This is a genomic window from Rhizobium sp. BK251, from assembly GCF_004345245.1.
Taxonomy (GTDB): Bacteria; Pseudomonadota; Alphaproteobacteria; order Rhizobiales; family Rhizobiaceae; genus Rhizobium.
The window spans coordinates 244,889-262,516 of sequence record NZ_SLUQ01000006.1 but is presented as its reverse complement, the minus strand read 5'-3'; the positions used below and the strand labels follow the sequence as shown (position 1 = coordinate 262,516).

16 protein-coding genes are annotated in these 17,628 nt (G+C 63.7%); 11 read left to right on the top strand and 5 right to left on the bottom strand.

Going from position 1 to position 17,628, the window contains the following annotated elements; all coding sequences use genetic code 11:
• Window positions 1–25: 25 nt before the first annotated feature.
• Window positions 26–1,282, top strand: coding sequence for a plasmid partitioning protein RepA (gene repA, locus EV286_RS16780; protein ID WP_132958289.1), 1,257 nt, complete (start codon window positions 26–28; stop codon window positions 1,280–1,282).
• Window positions 1,283–1,636: 354 nt separating this feature from the next.
• Window positions 1,637–2,854 (top strand): plasmid replication protein RepC, encoded by a 1,218-nt coding sequence (gene repC, locus EV286_RS16775; RefSeq protein WP_132958288.1) that lies wholly within the window; start codon window positions 1,637–1,639, stop codon window positions 2,852–2,854.
• Window positions 2,855–2,862: 8 nt separating this feature from the next.
• On the opposite strand, the gene EV286_RS16770 is transcribed toward repC, so the two are convergent.
• Both EV286_RS16770 and EV286_RS16765 read right to left on the bottom strand, forming a co-directional pair.
• Window positions 2,863–4,128: a glycerate kinase gene (locus tag EV286_RS16770; protein WP_132958287.1), complete on the bottom strand. Its 1,266-nt coding sequence runs from the start codon at window positions 4,126–4,128 to the stop codon at window positions 2,863–2,865.
• A 52-nt stretch (window positions 4,129–4,180) separates the two neighbouring features.
• A complete protein-coding gene (locus tag EV286_RS16765) occupies window positions 4,181–5,782 on the bottom strand; it encodes a GMC family oxidoreductase N-terminal domain-containing protein (protein ID WP_132958286.1) in 1,602 nt (533 codons plus the stop codon).
• Window positions 5,783–6,000: 218 nt separating this feature from the next.
• Between EV286_RS16765 and EV286_RS16760 the strand changes: the two genes are divergently transcribed.
• From EV286_RS16760 to EV286_RS16745, 4 genes are all read left to right on the top strand, one after another.
• The gene (locus EV286_RS16760; protein ID WP_132958285.1) at window positions 6,001–7,083 is read left to right on the top strand and encodes a sugar ABC transporter substrate-binding protein; all 1,083 of its coding nucleotides are present in this window, start codon (window positions 6,001–6,003) and stop codon (window positions 7,081–7,083) included.
• Window positions 7,084–7,242: 159 nt separating this feature from the next.
• On the top strand, window positions 7,243–8,226 hold the full coding sequence (locus tag EV286_RS16755) for an ABC transporter permease (RefSeq protein ID WP_132958284.1): 984 nt from the start codon (window positions 7,243–7,245) through the stop codon (window positions 8,224–8,226).
• 7 nt (window positions 8,227–8,233) lie between these two features.
• Window positions 8,234–9,736 (top strand): sugar ABC transporter ATP-binding protein, encoded by a 1,503-nt coding sequence (locus EV286_RS16750; protein WP_132958283.1) that lies wholly within the window; start codon window positions 8,234–8,236, stop codon window positions 9,734–9,736.
• 10 nt (window positions 9,737–9,746) lie between these two features.
• Entirely contained in the window at window positions 9,747–10,715 is a 969-nt protein-coding gene (locus EV286_RS16745; protein WP_132958282.1) for an ABC transporter permease, read from the top strand.
• A gap of 110 nt (window positions 10,716–10,825) precedes the next feature.
• Here the strand turns inward: EV286_RS16745 and gloA are convergent, their stop codons facing one another.
• On the bottom strand, window positions 10,826–11,242 hold the full coding sequence (gene gloA / locus EV286_RS16740) for a lactoylglutathione lyase (RefSeq protein WP_132958281.1): 417 nt from the start codon (window positions 11,240–11,242) through the stop codon (window positions 10,826–10,828).
• Between the two features lie 159 nt (window positions 11,243–11,401).
• On the opposite strand from gloA, the gene EV286_RS16735 reads away from it, so the two are divergent.
• The 4 genes from EV286_RS16735 to EV286_RS16720 are packed head-to-tail and all read left to right on the top strand — an operon-like array spanning window position 11,402 to window position 15,251.
• Entirely contained in the window at window positions 11,402–12,847 is a 1,446-nt protein-coding gene (locus EV286_RS16735; protein WP_132958518.1) for an FAD-binding oxidoreductase, read from the top strand.
• Window positions 12,848–12,850: 3 nt separating this feature from the next.
• On the top strand, window positions 12,851–13,579 hold the full coding sequence (locus EV286_RS16730) for a FadR/GntR family transcriptional regulator (protein WP_132958280.1): 729 nt from the start codon (window positions 12,851–12,853) through the stop codon (window positions 13,577–13,579).
• Between the two features lie 49 nt (window positions 13,580–13,628).
• Window positions 13,629–14,372 (top strand): SDR family oxidoreductase, encoded by a 744-nt coding sequence (locus EV286_RS16725; protein WP_132958279.1) that lies wholly within the window; start codon window positions 13,629–13,631, stop codon window positions 14,370–14,372.
• 33 nt (window positions 14,373–14,405) lie between these two features.
• Window positions 14,406–15,251 (top strand): fumarylacetoacetate hydrolase family protein, encoded by an 846-nt coding sequence (locus tag EV286_RS16720; protein ID WP_132958278.1) that lies wholly within the window; start codon window positions 14,406–14,408, stop codon window positions 15,249–15,251.
• A 102-nt stretch (window positions 15,252–15,353) separates the two neighbouring features.
• On the opposite strand, the gene EV286_RS16715 is transcribed toward EV286_RS16720, so the two are convergent.
• Window positions 15,354–16,331: a zinc-binding alcohol dehydrogenase family protein gene (locus tag EV286_RS16715; protein ID WP_132958277.1), complete on the bottom strand. Its 978-nt coding sequence runs from the start codon at window positions 16,329–16,331 to the stop codon at window positions 15,354–15,356.
• Window positions 16,332–16,424: 93 nt separating this feature from the next.
• Here EV286_RS16715 and EV286_RS16710 point away from each other — a divergent pair, with 93 nt between their 5' ends.
• Window positions 16,425–17,036: a TetR/AcrR family transcriptional regulator gene (locus EV286_RS16710; protein WP_132958276.1), complete on the top strand. Its 612-nt coding sequence runs from the start codon at window positions 16,425–16,427 to the stop codon at window positions 17,034–17,036.
• Window positions 17,037–17,119: 83 nt separating this feature from the next.
• On the opposite strand, the gene EV286_RS16705 is transcribed toward EV286_RS16710, so the two are convergent.
• Window positions 17,120–17,551: a hypothetical protein gene (locus EV286_RS16705; protein ID WP_132958275.1), complete on the bottom strand. Its 432-nt coding sequence runs from the start codon at window positions 17,549–17,551 to the stop codon at window positions 17,120–17,122.
• Window positions 17,552–17,628 lie beyond the last annotated feature (77 nt).

The window sequence follows — 17,628 nt, the reverse complement described above, 5'->3', positions numbered from 1 at the left end:
AACGGACGATTGAAGAGGGAATGAAATGGCGTTGATGCCGGAGACAGCAGCGGCGATGGAAGGCAGTGCGAGAAGCCTGCCGGCCGACGAGGCGATTGCGGCCGATGCGCAGGCTCTGTCCGAGCAGTTGAAATCGATGCGCGAGCGGCTTTTCCCGCCGGCGGCGCGCAAGACTTTGCGCGGCTTCACCTCGGGCGAGGCGGCGAAGCTCGTCGGCGTCTCCGACGGTTACTTGCGTCAGCTGTCGATTGCGGGCGAGGGGCCGCAGCCCGAGGTTGGAGCGGGCGGGCGACGCCACTATTCGCTGACGGATATCAACGCGCTGCGGGCCCATCTGGCCGAGCAGGCCCGTGCGAAGGGCAATGCCGCCCGCGCCCGCAGCTATCGCGCCTGGCGGGACCCGGCGAAGGGCGAACACCTGCAAGTGATCGCCATCACCAACTTCAAAGGTGGTTCGGGCAAGACCACCTCGGCTGTGCATCTGGCGCAGTATCTGGCGCTCACCGGTCATCGGGTGCTCGCGGTGGATCTCGATCCGCAGGCCTCGCTCTCCGCCCTCTTCGGCTATCAGCCGGAACTCGACCTCACCGCGAACGACACGCTCTATGGAGCAATCCGCTACGACAACGAGGTGCGGCCACTGAGCTCGGTCATCCGCAAGACCTATTTCGATGGGCTCGACCTCGTTCCCGGCAATCTGGAACTGCAGGAATTCGAGCACACCACGCCGCGCGCGCTCGCCGACCGACACAATGGCGGCGACGCCGGCCCGCTTTTCTTTGCCCGCGTCGAACGTGCGCTTGCAAGCGTCGCCGACGACTACGACGTTGTCGTCATCGACTGCCCGCCGCAGCTTGGCTACCTGACGCTGTCGGCACTCTGCGCCTCGACTTCCGTCATCGTCACCGTGCATCCGCAAATGCTGGATGTCGCCTCGATGAACCAGTTCCTGTTCATGACCTCGGATCTCCTTGGCGTGGTGCGTGAGGCAGGCGGCGAGCTCAATTTCGATTTCCTGCGCTACCTTGTCACCCGCTTCGAACCGAACGATGGGCCACAGGCGCAGATCGTGGGCTTCATGCGCTCGCTCTTCGGCGACCGGGTACTGACCTCCGCCATGGTGAAATCCACGGCGATCTCCGATGCGGGCCTTACCAAGCAGACGCTTTACGAGATCGGCCGGGAGAATTTCACACGTGCCACCTATGACCGGGCGCTGGAATCCCTGAATGCCGTCAATGGCGAGATCACGAGCCTCATCCATTCGGCCTGGGGACGATAGAGCGACGACATCCGCCGTCGAGGCAATTTGCCGGGACGGAAAAGTGCAGACTGAATAGCGATCAGGAAAGGAAACGCGAGAGCAAGAAAAAAGGCCCCCAAAACGTCACCATTCCGGAAGCCCTCTTCTATGTAGCAATTCGAGAGAATCACTTCCGAAGGTCAAAGTCAAGCGTCGGCGGCGCAATGTCGTTTCCGGCTGTGGATTTGTTGCGTCGGAAACGTCCCGCCCGCTGAAATCGTCATGAAATTCTACCCTTGCTTCGCCTGAATTGGTGGCCAGGGAACGAATGAGCTTTGCCCAATGATGGCCGTGGAGCGGGCTTCTTGCCTCTGTTTACAGGGGACGGCAGCAATGGAACGGCTTGCAACGACGCCTTTCGGCGGCGCACGGATGCGTGCGGACATTTTCATGCACCAAACGGAGGTCGCCCGCCGACAGCAGGCCCTCAAGGAGGGCAAGGGCGGCAACGACCAGGGGGCGGCCGACAAGTGGCAGCTGCTCAGGGCGCTCACGGAAGCGCGCGAGGCCTACGGCCTTTCCGACCGCACGCTCGCCGTGCTGGAGGCACTGGCGAGCTTCCACAGTGACCGGGAGCTCGACGGCCGTGCGCCGATCGTCGTCTTTCCCTCCAATGTGGAACTGTCGATCAGGGCCCGTGGCATGTCTCCGGCGACGCTGCGCCGTCACATCGCGCTTCTCGTGGAGACGGGACTGATCTTTCGCCGCGACAGCCCGAACGGCAAGCGCTTCTGCCGCCGTGACGGGCAGGGCGCAGTGGAGGATGCCTTCGGCTTCGACCTCGCGCCGCTGGCGCTTGCGAGCGCCGCGATCCATGCTCACGCTGAGGCGGCCCGCGCAAGAGCCAAGGCGGTGTCGCGTCTGAGGGCCGAGATTACGCTCCATCTACGCGATATTTCCAAGCTTATAGAGGCGGCGTTTGCCGAACACCGTGCCGGCGACTGGACGGACATTGCGTTCCGCCTGGCGGAACTCTCGGGGACTGTGAAGCGGAATGCGACGGTCGAGGCGCTGGAAGTCCGCCGGGATGGCCTGCTGCGTCTGCGCGCCGAGACCGAGAATGCCTACCTCAATTCAATGACTGAGCAGGAAATGAGCGCCAATGACTCTGATAATGAGCGCCATATTCAGAATTCAAACACAGACCAGTCTTTTGAAATAAACGGCACAGAACATAATAAGGCAGAGCCACCGGCCTCGCCGCGGCAGAAAGCATCGGAGCTGAAGGCGGCGGGTGTGACGCTGGAGCGGTTCCTGAAGCTCTGCCCAGATCTGGCGGGCTATGCGCGCGGTGGCATTCGAACGTGGCGGGAGGCGATTGAGACGGCGGGACTGGTGCGCTCGATGCTCGGCATATCACCGGATGCCTGGGAAAGGGCGTGCGCTGCCATGGGGGATATCGGCGCCGCAGTCACGGTCGCGGCCATCTTGCAGCGCGCAGCCGATATCCGCTCACCGGGCGGCTATCTGAGGGATTTGACACGCAAGGCTGAGGAAGGTCGCTTCTCGCTCGCCCCGATGTTGAACGCTCTGGAACAGATGCCGAAGTGATTGCGGGATCAGCGGATCAGGATGGCGCGGAAATCGTTGACATTGGTTCCGGTCGGACCAGTGACGAAGAGGCCGCCCTCCACGTTGAAGGCCGACCAGGCGTCGTTATTGGAGAGGTAGTCGGCCGGAACAAGCCCCGCGGCACGCATGCGGGCGATCGTGCCGCCGTCGACGAATGCACCCGCATTGTCTTCGCTGCCATCGACGCCGTCCGTATCGGCGGCGAGCGCGTCGATACCCTCCCAGCCGTCGAGATCCATGGCGAGCGAGAGCTGGAATTCCGAATTGCGCCCACCCTTGCCCTTGCCCTTCACGGTCACGGTGGTCTCGCCGCCGGAAAGCAGTACGACGGGCTTCGTAAACGGCCGATTACGCATCAGCACTTCCCTGGCGATCGCCGCATGCATGTGGGCCTGCTCGCGCGCCTCGCCCTCGATCGCGTCCGAGAGTATCACGGCCTCGACACCCGCCGCCCTTGCGGCAAAGGCAGCGGCCTCCAGGGACAGCGCGGCGGAGGCGACGATATGGACACTGTTGCGCGAAAAGGCGGCATCGGCCGGATTCGGCGCGCGCGATGCCTCGCTCTCGATATGGGCAAGCAGGTGAGGAGCAACCGGGATGCCGTAGCGCCGGATGGCGGCAAGCGCATCGGCTGGAGAGCTTCCATCCGGAACCGTCGGGCCGGAGGCGACGAAAGCCGGATTGTCGCCGGGCACGTCCGATACGATGAGGCTGATGACACGGGCGGGAGCCGCAGCGGCCGCAAGCCTGCCGCCCTTGATGCGCGAAACGTGCTTGCGGATGGTGTTCATCGCAGAGATCGGGGCGCCGGAGGCAAGCAAGGCCTTGTTGAGCGCGATCTCGTCCTCGAGTGTCAGACCCGGCGGGGGGGAGGGCAGGAGTGCCGAGCCGCCGCCGGAAATCAGCGCGATCACCAGGTCATCGGGAGAAAGTCTCTCGACCCGTTTCAGCAGGCGTTCGGCCGCCGCCAGCCCGGCGGCGTCGGGCACTGGATGAGAGGCCTCGATGATCTCGATATGCTTGCAGGGCATGCCGAAGCCGTAGCGGGTGACGATGAGCCCTTCGAGCGGGCCGTCCCAGAAGCTTTCCAGTGCCGCGGCCATCTGTGCCGAGCCCTTGCCGGCGCCGATGACGATGGTGCGGCCCTTCGGCCTTTCCGTCAGGAGCCTTCGCATGGCATGGACCGGATCGGCGGCGGTCACGGCGGCGGAAAATAGGGTCTTCAGGAAGGCACGCGGATCGGAAACGGTCATGAAAGGTTCACTCGTCGACAGGATGGCGGGCGGGCTTGCTCTATTCGATAGCTCAGGATGGCGGCGTTGTCTTCCCCGCTTCGCGAATAAGGTCCGCTGCCTTTTCGGCAATCATGATCGTCGCGGCATTGGTATTTGAGGAGATGAGGCGCGGCATGACGGAACTGTCGCAGACGCGTAGCGCCTCGATGCCGTTCAGCCGCAATTGCGGATCGACGACGGCTTGCGCGCTGCCGCCCATCCGGCAGGTGCCGACCGGATGGTAGGCGGAGCGGCCGTACTGGCGGGCGAAATCCAGCGCGTCGGCCCGGTTCTTGACGCGATCGCCGGGCAGATACTCGCTGCGGATGAGGGAGCGGAAGGCAGGCTGGGCGAGAATCTCGCGGCTGATCATGATACCGTCGACGGCGCGGTCGAGATCATAGGGTTCCGAAAACGCGTTCGGATCGATGACCGGCGCGTCGCGAGGGTCGGCTGATTTCAGCGTAACGCTCCCGCGCGACCGCGGCCGGACATGGTAGGAGTTGAGCGTACAGCCATTGCCGCCCGGAACCGTGCCGATACCTTCCTCGACGCCGGCGCCCGGCAGGAAATGGAACTGGATGTCCGGTGTCTTCTCTGCGCGGTCGCCCCACCAGAAGCCGCCGGCCTCGACGAGGTTGGAAGCCGCCGGTCCTTTGCCGAAGAGCAGGTATTCGAGGCCGGCGGCGAGCTGCCAGCGCCTTTTCTTGTAGCGGTCGATGCCATGCGGGCCGGAGAGCTCGGCGAGCACGTCGACGTCCATATGGTCCTGCAGGTTCCGGCCGACTTCTGGGGCATCGTGGGCGACCTCGATGCCGGTCTCCTTCAGATGGGCGGCAGGACCAATGCCTGAAAGCATCAGGAGCTTCGGCGAGCCGATGGCGCCGGCCGTGACGATCACTTCCCTGTCGGCATGGACGAGCGTGGTGCGGCCGTTCTCGACGATCTCGACGCCGATGGCGCGGCCGCCCTTGACGACGATGCGCTTGACGAGGACGCCCGTGGTGACCTTGAGATTGGCGCGGCCGAGCGCAGGCCTCAGATAGCCGACGGCGGCGCTCGAGCGGCGGCCTTCGCGGGTCGTCGTCTGGTAGTAGCCGCAGCCCTCCTGCCGGCCGGCGTTGAAATCGGCATTGTAGGGAAGCCCCGCCTCCTGCGCGGCACGCACGAAGGCGCGTGTTAGCGGATGCGGCGTCTGGAAGCTGACACCGAGGGGGCCTTCGGTGCCATGATGCTCGCCGCCGAAGGTATCGTTGCCTTCGGAACGCCGGAAATAGGGAAGGACATCGGCGTAGGACCAGCCGGTGCAGCCTTCCTCGGCTTCCCAGCCGTCGTAATCCGCCGGGCAGCCGCGGGTGAAGACCTGCGCATTGATGGAACTGCCGCCACCGAGTACGCGAGCCTGCGGATAGACCATCCGGCGCCCGCCGATCTCGCGGCCGGGCGCCGTCTCGTAGCCCCAGATCAGCGGTCCCGCGGTCATTCTGGAGAAGCCGGCCGGCATGTGGATGAACATGTTTCTGTCTGGCGGACCCGCCTCGATCAACGCAACCGTGACATCCTGGTCTTCGCTCAACCGTGCGGCGAGCACGCATCCCGCCGAACCGCCGCCGACGATGATATAGTCGGGCATTTCTCCTCCCATGCCGGTTTTCCACGCTCCTCCACGCCGCTTTCGGCGCATCCTGGCCGCACAATCTCAACTCTCCGGGGGAGCGTCAAGAGAAAGAGTACGGTTATCGTGTTTAGGGGTTGTCGTACAACAGAGAAAGGTATAGGCTTTGAGAATTGGCGACGGGCACCGGTGGAGGGTGGCTGTCGGCAGACGTGAATCCAACGGGAGGACTTGGGATGAACGGCAGAATTGATTTATCGCATGCGGCGCGGGTGGACCGCCGGACATTTCTGACAGGTGCGGCGACCGGCCTTGCCGTTGCGGCCATGCCTAGGAAGCTTTTCGCGCAGAATCCGCCAACGCTGGTCACGTCGATCCGCTCGCTTTCCAACCCTTATCATGCTGTCTGGAAGACCGGGGCCGAGGCCTATGCCAAGTCGGTCGGGCTCGAGCACGTGACGCTTGTTTCCGAAGGCAACAGCGAAAAGGGTATAGCCGACATCAAGGCGATGCTGGCCAAGACCGGCGGCAACATGGTGTTGAATTCCGACCCGAACGACACGCCGGACGCCCGGCCGATCGTCGAGGCCTGCAAGGCGGCAGGTGCCTATGTCGTGACGCAGTGGAACAAGCCCGCAGACCTGCATCCCACGGACTTCAATCCGAACTACGTCTCGCATATCGAGTTCGACGGTATAGCCAGCGGCAAGCAGATTGCCGAGATCCTGTTCAAGTCGATCGGCGGTTCGGGCGGCATCATTGCTCTCGGCGGCATGATCTCGACGACGGCGGCAATCGAGCGCAAGAAGGGCCTCGACCAGGCGCTGGCCGCGAACCCGAACATCAAGCTTCTCGACTTCCAGGTCGCCAACTGGAAATCGACCGAGGCCTTTGACCTGACCTCGAACCTGCTGACCCGCTTCGGTGACGATATCAAGGGCATCTGGGCGGCAAACGACGATATGGGCACGGGCGCGCTGGAAGCGCTTCGCGCCGAAAATCTCGCGGGCAAGGTGCCGATCGTCGGCATCGACGGCATCAAGTCGGCGGTCGATGCGGTGCGCAACGGCGAATTCGCCTGCACCGTCACCTCCGATCCCTTCTGGCAGGGCGGCATGGGACTTGCCATCGGTTACAACGCGCTGATGAAGAAGTTTGATCCGACGACAGAGCCCGCCGACCATCGCGAGTTCTATGGCGAGGTCGTCCTGATTTCCAAGGACAACGTCGAGGAATACTACAAGACCAATGTCGAAGCGCAGCCGACGCTCGACTGGAACGACCTCTGGGGCCGCGTCGTCGGCCCGATCCGCGTCTAGTCGGCTCCTCCCCCGAGGCATGGCGGTGCCATGCCACCGTGAACGCCGGCGGCAAACCCATGCCGCCGGCGGGTTCCCGTCAGGACGCGGAGGTGTATTCTCTTGTCTGATGTCTCCCAACCGGTGAAGCCCGTTTCGAACATGCAGCGGACCAGTGTAATGGAAGCATTTGTGGCCCGGAGTTTTCGCGGGGCAGCACTCGGCCGTTGGCGCGCCTTTGCGCCGCTCGTCGTGCTCATCGTCTTGTGCATATTGATCAGCATCGCCAATCCGAACTTCATCGAGCCGCGAAACCTGGTGCGCATCGCCAATTCTGCGGCCGTTCCGCTGACGCTTGCGATGGGCATGACCTTCATCATCCTCATGGGCAGCATCGATCTTTCCGTCGAGGGCACGCTTTCGGTCGCGGCCATGGTGCTGGTGCTGCTGGCCGCAAACGACAGCAACGCGCATGATTATGGCTGGCTCGCGGTGCTGGCATCGGTCGCAGCCGCCACGGTGATGGGCCTCGCCAACGGCATCCTGCAGACGACCTTGCGCATCCCGTCGTTCATGGCGACGCTCGGCATGTGGTTCATAGGTCTCGGCATTTCTGTCTACATGCTTGGCGGTTCAGCCGTGCGGCTGATGGATCCGGAGCTCCGCGCACTGGCGCTTTCCCGTTTTCTCGGCTTCCCGCTCGCTGTCTGGGTGGCGCTTGCCGCCTTCGCCGTGGCCGCGGTCATCCAGTATCACACGCGGCTCGGTCGCCACATCGTCGCGCTCGGCGGCGGCGAGGACGTGGCGGAACTCTCCGGCGTCAATCCGAAGCGCGTGCGTATTGCCGCCTTCGGGCTCGCCGGTTTCTTCTTCGGGGTGGCCGGCGTGCTCGCCGCGGCCCAGCTCGGCCAGTCGAACGCGGTGATCGCGGACGGCAGGCTGTTTGCGGCAGTGACAGCGGTCGTCGTCGGCGGAACGGCACTGACGGGCGGCGAGGGTGGTGTGCTCAACACGCTGGTCGGTGTCCTCATCGTGACGGTGCTTGCAAACGGCATGATCCTGCTCGGCATCTCGCCCTACATACAGCAGACCGTGCAGGGGCTGCTGATCATCGCCGCCGTCGCGCTGTCGCTCGACCGCATCCACCTCAAGATCGTCAAGTGAGGCGGCCATGCTTGCAGCCAGAGGCATCACCAAATCCTTCGTCGGCGTCAAGGCGCTGAAGAACGTCGACATCGAGATCCGGCCGAACGAGGTTGTCGGCCTGATCGGCGAGAATGGCGCTGGAAAGTCGACGCTGATGCGCGTCCTTGCCGGGACGCACCGGCCCGATTCCGGCACACTGACGCTCGACGGCGAACCGCTGAAGCTCAGGAGCGCGCGCGACGCTGCCAGCCATGGCATCGGCATGGTGTTCCAGGAGCAGTCGCTGCTGCTCAACCTCTCGGTCGCCGAAAACATTTACCTCGGCCAGGAACAGCAGTTCGCCCGCATGGGGCTCGTCAACTGGAAGGCGATGCACGAAGCCTCGCGCCGGCAGCTCGCCAAGATCGGCGTCGATATCGACGTCACCGCGCGTACGTCGGAGCTTACCTTCGCCGCGCGCCAGATGGTGGAGCTCGCCAAGGCGCTGACGCTGGAGGAGAGTGTGTCGCGGCCGCTCGTCATCCTGCTCGACGAACCGACATCGGTACTCAGTGCCTCGGATATCGACATCCTCTTTGCGCGCGTGCGCTCGCTGAAATCGCGGGCGAGCTTCGTCTTCGTCTCGCACCGGCTGGACGAGGTGCTGAGGATTTCCGACCGTGTCTATACGATGAAGGACGGCGAGGTCGTCGCCCAGCATCGCGCCGCTGACGTGACCGCTCCGCAGCTGCACGAGATCATGGTCGGTCGCGGACTGCACACCGAATACTACAAGGAGGCACGGCAGATGGCGCCCCGGAGCGAGGTCGTGCTCGAGGCCTCCAATCTCGGCATTCCCGGCGCCTTCCGCCATGTGGACCTGAAAATCCGCGCCGGTGAGATCGTCGGCATCGCGGGCGTTGTCGGTTCCGGCCGCGAGGAGGTGACGCGGGCGATCGGCGGCTTCCTGCCACATGGCGAGGGTACGCTGAAGATTGGCGGCGAGCAGGTGCGCTTCACCGCGCCGGAACAGGCGGTCCGCCGCAGCATCGGCTACATCCCGCGCGAGCGGCGCGTCGAGGGACTGGTGATGTTCCTGTCGATCGCGGAGAACATCACGCTTGCCGATCTTTCCTGCGTCATGAGGCATGGTGCGATCAACTATGGGCGCGAGCGCCGGCTTGCTGCCGACTGGATCAAGAGGTTGAGGATCAAGGCGCCGGGACCTGACATCGCCTGCCGCAAGCTTTCCGGAGGCAACCAGCAGAAGGTGGTGCTCGCCCGCTGGATGACGGCGGGCTCTCGCATCCTCATCCTCGACCACCCGACGCGCGGGCTCGACGTCGGCGCCAAGGAGGAGGTCTACGAGCTGGTACGCGACCTTTCCGATCAGGGGGTGGCGATCCTTCTGATCTCCGACACGCTGGAGGAGACGATCGGCCTGTCGCATCGCGTGCTCGTCATGCGCGACGGCGAGGTGACCGCGCGCTTCGACGCAGAGCCGGGCGCCAAGCCCGACCAAGTCGACCTGTTGCGGGCCATGGTTTGAGGAGGCGGCGATGAATTATCTTTCCAACCTTGCATCGCAGCTGCCGGCCGGCTGGGCGCGCGGCTTCATTCCGCCGGCACTGCTTGTCGTCCTGATCGTCATCATCGAGATCGCCTCGCCGGGTTTTCTGACGGGCGAGACGCTGGCGCTGCTGCTCGCCAACACGGCCGTGCTCTTCATTCTGGCGACGGGCGTGACCTTCGTCATCCTCGTCGGCGGTATCGATCTTTCGATCCAGGCTGTCGCCTCGCTTGCAAGCGTGATCCTGGCGCAGCTCCTGCCGTCACTGGGTTTTGCCGCCTTTCCGGTGGCGATCGCTGCCGGCGTCGTCTTCGGCCTCGTCTCAGGCTATGTGCATGTGCGCCTCAAGGTGCCGTCCTTCGTCGCAACGCTGGCAACCGGCGGCGTCGTTGCCGGCATGGCGTTGTGGACGGCGCAGGGGCGCGCGATCACCATCGAGGAGGGTGGCCGGCTCGCGACCAACTGGATCAACGGGACCGTTTCCGGCGTGCCCGTCGTGGCACTGATTGCCGCCGTCGTCGGCCTCGCGAGCTTCCTCATCCTGCGTTACACGCGCTTCGGGCGCCACTGCCTTGCGGTCGGCGCCGGCGAGCCGGCGGCGTTGGCGGCCGGCATCAATGTCGATCGCACCAAGATCATCGCCTTCATCATTTCGGGAACGCTTGCGGCGATCGCGGGCGTCATCCTCGCCGCACGCCTCTCCAGCGGGTCGCCGAGCCTTGCAAACCAGCTGCTGCTGCCGGCCATCGCCGCCGTCATCGTCGGCGGGACGGCGATCACCGGCGGCCTTGGCGGGGTTGGACGAACGGCAGTCGGCGCGCTGATCATCTCGATCGTGCGCATCGGCATGACCTTCGTCGGCATCAATATTTTCGCGGAAAATGTCGTCTTCGGCGCTGTTTTGATCATCGCCGTCGCGATCACCATCGATCGAAGCAAGATTGCGATCATAAAGTGACAGCGTTTACTCCCAGGACCTTGAAGGCGCCGCACAGCAGAAAAGCTCCTGCCATGCGGCGCCGGTCTTTTTTCTCCCGCCTTCCGTCAGGCGGAAGGGGGAGGCGAATGTCACCGCATGGTGTCGAGGCCGATCAACTCGATCTTGTAGCCATCAGGGTCCTCGATGAAGGCGATATGCGTGGTGCCGTGCTTCATCGGCCCCGGCGGGCGCGGAATGCGCGCACCCTGCTTCTCCAGCGCGCTGCACACGGCATAGATGTCGTTGACGCCGAGCGCCAGATGGCCGAAGCCGCTGCCGATCTCATAGGGCTTTTCCTGGTCCCAGTTGTAGGTGAGTTCGACGACCGTGTTGTTTTCCTCCGGACCGTAGCCGACAAAGGCGAGCGTGAACTTGCCTTCGGGGTACTCGTCCTTGCGCAGGAGCTTCATGCCGAGCTGTTCCGTGTAGAACTTGATCGACTTGTCCAGGTCAAAGACCCGGATCATCGTGTGCATCATGCGGAATTTGTCCTGAGTGCCGCTCATGCGACCTTCCTCCAAGTTATCGTTTTTCAATCTGATTTTTCGCTATCGGCGGTTTGTGGAAAGGCCCGCCGCTCTTGATGTTCAAAATCATTGTTGTATGATAACCATGCAACGGGGTTAGTTGTCCAGTCGTTTTGAATCCCGTCGGAGAGCCAATTGATGAATGCCGTTCCTCCCCCTAACGCAAAGTGGCTAGCGGCGCTCGCCGCGGCACTTCCGGAGGATGTTCTGCTTACCGCCGACGAGGATCTCGCCCGCTACAGCCGGGACTGGTCCGGGGATCATTTCGGCAGGCCGCTCGCGGTTGCCCGGCCGCGCAGCACGGACGAGGTCTCGGCGCTCATGCGCTGCTGCTATCGCGAAGGCATACCCGTCGTGCCGCAGGGCGGGCTGACCGGCCTGGTGGGCGCAGCGGTCGCCGCCATTCATGGCGGCGAGGTGGTCGTCTCGCTGGAGCGCATGAACAAGGTGCGCTCGATCAGCGCCGTCGATTTCGCAATGGTGGTGGAGGCCGGCTGCATTCTCGAGGATGCCAAGAACCGGGCGGAAGCCGAGGATTGTCTGCTGCCGATCACCTTCGGCGCGCAGGGAAGCTGCCGTATCGGCGGCAATGTGGCGACCAATGCTGGCGGCTTCAACGTGTTGCGCTATGGCATGACGCGGGATCTCGTGCTCGGCCTGGAAGTGGTGCTTGCCGATGGCCGCATCTGGAACGGGCTGAAGATGCTGCGCAAGGACAATCGCGGTTATGACCTGAAACAACTTTTCATCGGCAGCGAAGGCACGCTCGGCATTATCACGGCGGCTGCGCTCAAGCTCTTTCCGCGACCGACGCAGGTGGAGACGGCTCTGGTCGGCCTGCGCTCCGTCGAGGACGCAATGGCGCTCTATGCACGCGCTCGTCGCGAATGCAGCGATCTTCTGACCGCCTTCGAACTCATCCTGCGCGTCGGCATTGACATCGCGCTCCATGCCCGCGACGACCTCAAGGATCCCTTGGGCGATGTCTACCCGGTCTACGTGTTGATCGAGGCCTCGGCCGGCGGGCGCGTCGATCTGGCGTCGATCCTCCAGGACTTCCTCGCGGGTGCCGATGACCTCGTCATGGACGGTGTCGTTGCCGCAAGCCGCGCCCAGGCCGAAAAGCTCTGGCTCCTGCGCGAGACGATGGTGGAAGCGCAGGGAAGGGGAGGCCGATACCTGCGCACCGACGTCTCGGTGCCGATCTCCGGGCTTGCCGATTTCGTTACCGACGCGCTTTCCTCCCTGGAGAAGAGCCATCCGGAGGCGCTTGCCGTCACCTATGGCCATGTCGGGGACGGGAACGTGCATCTGAATATCGTGCCGCCGGAAGGCATGGGGCCGGAGGCGGTCGTGGCCCTGTTTCACGAGACCGAGAAGGTTATCTTCGAGGCGCTGGACCGTTCGGGTGGCTCCATCAGCGCCGAGCACGGCATCGGACGCGTCAAGCAGAAGGCTTTCCTGGACCGGATTGACGAAGTTTCGCTGGATCTGTTCGGGCGGATCAAGGATGCGCTTGACCCTTCGCATATTCTGAGCGATGGGCGGATCATGGCGTCCCGTCCCGGGTCGGGCTATAGGTGAGCAATGACGCTGAAACTCGACAAGGTCAATCGCGGCCCGCATCTTTCCACCCTGGTGGCGAGCTCCATCTCGCGCGAGATCGCACAGGGCCGGCTGAAGCCCGGTGACCAGCTGCCAACGGAGCAGGCGCTTGCCCAGACCTTCGGGGTAAGCCGCAACGTCGTGCGTGAGGCGATCGCGCGCTTGCGCTCCGAGGGGCGGATCTGGTCGCAGCAGGGTCGCGGCGCCTTCGTGGCCGATGTGCCCAACTCGACGGTGCTGACGATCGATAACGACACGCTCCTGCAGGTAGACGCCTTCCAGAGCCTCTTCGAACTGCGTGGCATCCTCGAGGTGCAGGCAGCGGGCATAGCTGCCGAACGGCGAAGCATCGAGGATCTGGAGGCCATGCGCTCGGCGCTCGCGGTCATGCGGGAGGCACCGTATGGCAGTGTCAACTGGCTGAAGGCGGATGTCGAATTCCACCGCACGATCGCCGCTGCCACGCGCAACATCTACATGGTGCAGTTTCTCCTCTTCGTCTCCGAGCGCGTCCGCGAGAGCATATTGGCGGCAGGCAACCGGCAGGGCTCGGACGACATGGCGAGCATCACGCTCGGTGAACACGACCGGATCCTTGCCGCAGTCGAGGCGGGAAATGCCGAGGCGGCGCGGGCCGCCATGCTGCAGCATCTGGCAGGAGCGGCGCACCGCGTCGGATTGCCGGACGACGGTGGTCGGGCCTTGCCCTGAGCGACGACTTCCATAAGATACGGGCAACAATCCAAGGAAAAAGACGGTTATGACAGGAAGGCTCAAGGGAAAGACTGCGGTCATCACGGCTGCAGGTCAGGGAATGGGTCGGGCGTCCGTCCTCGCATTTGTGCGAGAAGGGGCGAACGTGATCGCAACCGATATCGACGAGGCGAAGCTCGCCACGCTGAACGAGGTGGCAGGCGTCACGACGCGCCGCCTCGACGTGCTCAATCCGGAAGCGATCAAGGAATTCGCGGCCTCGATCACGGCGCCGGACATCCTCTTCAACTGCGCCGGCTTCGTCCACAACGGCGCTATCCTCGACTGCGACGAGGACGCCTTCGATTTCTCCGTCAACCTGAACATCAGGGCGATGTACCGCATGATCCGGGCGCTGCTTCCCGGCATGATCGACCGCGGCGGCGGGACGATCGTCAACATGGCCTCGGTCGCCTCGACGGTGATCGCAGCGCCGAACCGGTTCATCTACGGCACCACCAAGGCGGCCGTCATCGGGCTCACGAAATCCGTGGCGCTCGACTATATCGGCAAGGGCATCCGGGCGAACGCCATCTGCCCCGGCACAGTGGAGAGCCCGTCGCTGCAGGACCGCATGCGCGCACTCGGCGACTACGATGCCGCACGCGCCGCCTTCATCGCCCGTCAGCCGATGGGCAGGCTCGGGACCGCCGAGGAGGTGGCCGACCTCGTCGTCTACCTCGCAAGCGACGAATCCGCCTTCATGACCGGAAACGCCATCGTCATCGACGGCGGCTGGGCGAACGCCTGACCGCTTGATCAAAGCAAGAACCAGGGAGACATCATGAAACTTCTTCGATATGGCCAGCCGGGCGCTGAAAAGCCCGGTATCCTCGACGCTGACGGAAAGATCCGCGATCTTTCCGCCCATGTCGATGATCTCGCGGGCGGTGTGCTCACTGCGGCCGGCCTTCAGAAGATTGCCGCGCTCGATTTGACCACGCTGCCGCTTGCGACGGGCACGGAGCGCATTGGTCCATGCGTGGCACGCACCGGCAAGTTCATCTGCGTCGGGCTCAACTATGCCGACCATGCCGCCGAGACCGGCGCCAAGATCCCCGAGGAGCCGATCCTCTTCATGAAGGCGACGAGCGCCATCACCGGGCCGAACGACAACGTGATCATTCCGCGCAAGTCGAAGAAGACCGACTGGGAAGTCGAACTCGGCGTCGTCATCGGCGACGAGGCGCGTTACGTTTCGGAAGACGACGCGATGAAGCATGTCGCCGGCTTCTGCCTGATCAACGATGTCTCCGAGCGCGAGTTCCAGAGCGAGCGCGGCGGTCAATGGACCAAGGGCAAGTCGGCTGACAGCTTCGGCCCGATCGGCCCGTGGCTGGTGACGAGAGACGAGGTCGCTGATCCGCAGAACCTGAAGATGTGGCTGACGGTAGATGGCGTCTCGCGCCAGAACGGCTCGACGAAGACAATGATCTTCGGCGTCCGCTTCCTCGTTCACTACATCTCCCAGTTCATGAGCCTGCAGCCGGGTGACATCATCTCGACGGGCACGCCTCCCGGCGTCGGCCTCGGCATGAAGCCGCCGGTTTTCCTGCACGCCGGCCAGACGATCCGCCTCGGCATCGAGGGGCTGGGCGAACAGACACAGTTGACCGTCGACGCGGCCTGAGGCGTTGTCCCGCCAGGGACGCCGCCGGCTTCGGCGGCGTCCCTGGGTGGCGATGTCCCTTTAAAGCCGGGTTGCGGTTTGGATCCGTCGCCCAGTTGCGCGTCACGCCTCCATCGTCAAGACAACTTTCCCGAAAGGCCGCTTTTCGATCAGGTAGGCGAGACCGTCACCTGCCTCGGCAAGAGGGAATGTGCGGTCGATCAGGGGCTCGATCTTTCCCGATGAGATCAGCGGAAGCAATATCTTCCAGGCAGCGTGAATGTCCTCCGCGCTCGCACGAAAGATGCTGAAACCGGATATCTTCAGGTCCTTCCAGATAAGGTTCGTGACGTTGATCGGCGCAATGCGGTCGGCCGAGTAGCCTATGGATACGAGCGACCCTTTCATCGCCAGGACGTCCATCGCCTCGCTCATGATCGTCCCGCCTAGGCTGTCGATGACGATGTCGACACCCGCTCCGCCGGTCATGCGCCTTACTCCGGCTGCGAGGCCTTCGACAGAGAGATCGACGACATCGTCGAAGCCGGCTTCGACGGCAGTTTCCGCCTTTGGCGTGCTGCCCGCAGTGGAGATCACGCGAGACGCGCCGAGCGCCGCGGCGAGCTGATAGGCGGCATTGCCGACCGATCCGCCGATTGCGGGCGCCAATACGGACTTGCCGGGGGCGAACCCGGCCTGGCGCAGGCTCAGAAAGGCGGTCAGATAGGACACCGTCATCGACGCTGCCGTAACGTCATCGACGGAGTCCGGCAGCGGGAATAGGTCTTCGGGGCGCACCAGCAGATATTCCTGCCAGGTTCCATCCTCGGCAGCGCCATAGGGCCCGGTGAACGCCACCCGGCTGCCCGGCGCAATCAAGCTCGGTCCTGCATCTTCGACGATGCCGGCTCCCTCGTTCCCGAGAACAAGCGGAGCCTTGGCACGAGGTAGCCCGCCGACGAGTATCGTGTGATCGAGTGGATTGATGGCAGCCGCCGTGACGCGAACAAGCACCCGGTCCGTGCTTGGCTCGGGCTTGGGCCGCTCCATAACTTTCAGTCCCTCGTAACCGTTGAAATTCGTCGCCACTACGCTGCGCATGGGTATCTCCTAAAGTTACAGACCTGTTTGTCACTTGATTTTATATGTACAGACCTGTTACATCGTCAATGAGAGGGCGAGGCACGAAGAGTGATGACACAGGAAGTTGATCCACACACGCGGCCACGCCGCGGCCCACCGCGGAAGGATGAGCCCGGAGCGCGGGAGAAAATCCTCGCTGTCGCCAAGGACCTTTTCTATGGCGAAGGGATTCGGGCGACAGGGGTTGATACGATCGTGGCGCGCTCGGGTGTCTCAAAGACGAGCTTCTACCGCGTCTTCCCCTCCAAGGACGATCTGATCGCCGAATATGCCCGCCAGTACGACCGGCTCTACTGGACGCGCTGGGACAATCAGATGGCACCGCTTGCCGGAGAGCCACGCAAGCAGCTTTTCGCCTTCATAGACAGCGTTGCAAGCCGCGTCATGGAGAATAGCTTCAGGGGTTGCCCGTGCATCAACATCGCGAGCGAAATTCCCGACGCCCAGCATCCCGCACGCCGGGTGGCCGCCGAGCACAAGATGGAGCTGAAGCGGCGGCTGCAGGCCATCGCGCAAGACTTGTCGGTGCCGGATCCGGGGTTGTCGGCCGAGCAACTGGTCGCGATCGCCAACGGCGCCTATTCGACCGCCGTCATCGCGAGAGAATTGATCTCTGCAGAAAGCCTGCGGTCCGCAGCCGCCGCGGCTGTCGCCGCGGCGTGAGGCGAGGCGTGTCTTCCCTGGCGGCAGGCTCTCGGCCGCCCGCTAGAGCAAACAGCCAGACGACAGCAGCATTTCCTTCGTTCTCACTTGGCGGCGCCAAGCAGGTAGCCGCCGTCCCAGTGATAGATCTGCTTGTCGTCGACCGTGACCTTGACGACCGCCTGGAATCCGGCAAGGGCTCCGCTGCCGGCATGGAACGCACAGGTTCCCTGCATCGGGTTTGCCGTGTCATAGGTGACGCAGTACCCGACCGCCGTGTCTCCGTTTCCGACGGAAATAACCGCCGTGCTGCTGCCGAAAAGCGGGCTGCCGGTCACCGGCCCATAGTACAGGATCTTGGTGCCCGCCGGGATCGACGCGAGGTTCGATTCCGTAATGGTGCAGAAGCTCGGGACATCGCCGGTATACTGGCTACATTCCTTAGAGATCTTCAGCGGTTGCATAGCCGGCGCAGCGGACGCCACGGGCGTTAGTGCCAGGATAACACCAGCCGACAGGATCAACAGTCTGCTCATAGCCTACCCCCTCAGGTCGAGTTGACGTCCGAAATTCTACTCTCTATCTCCCCTCCCAGCAATTCGCCGCCTTGAAT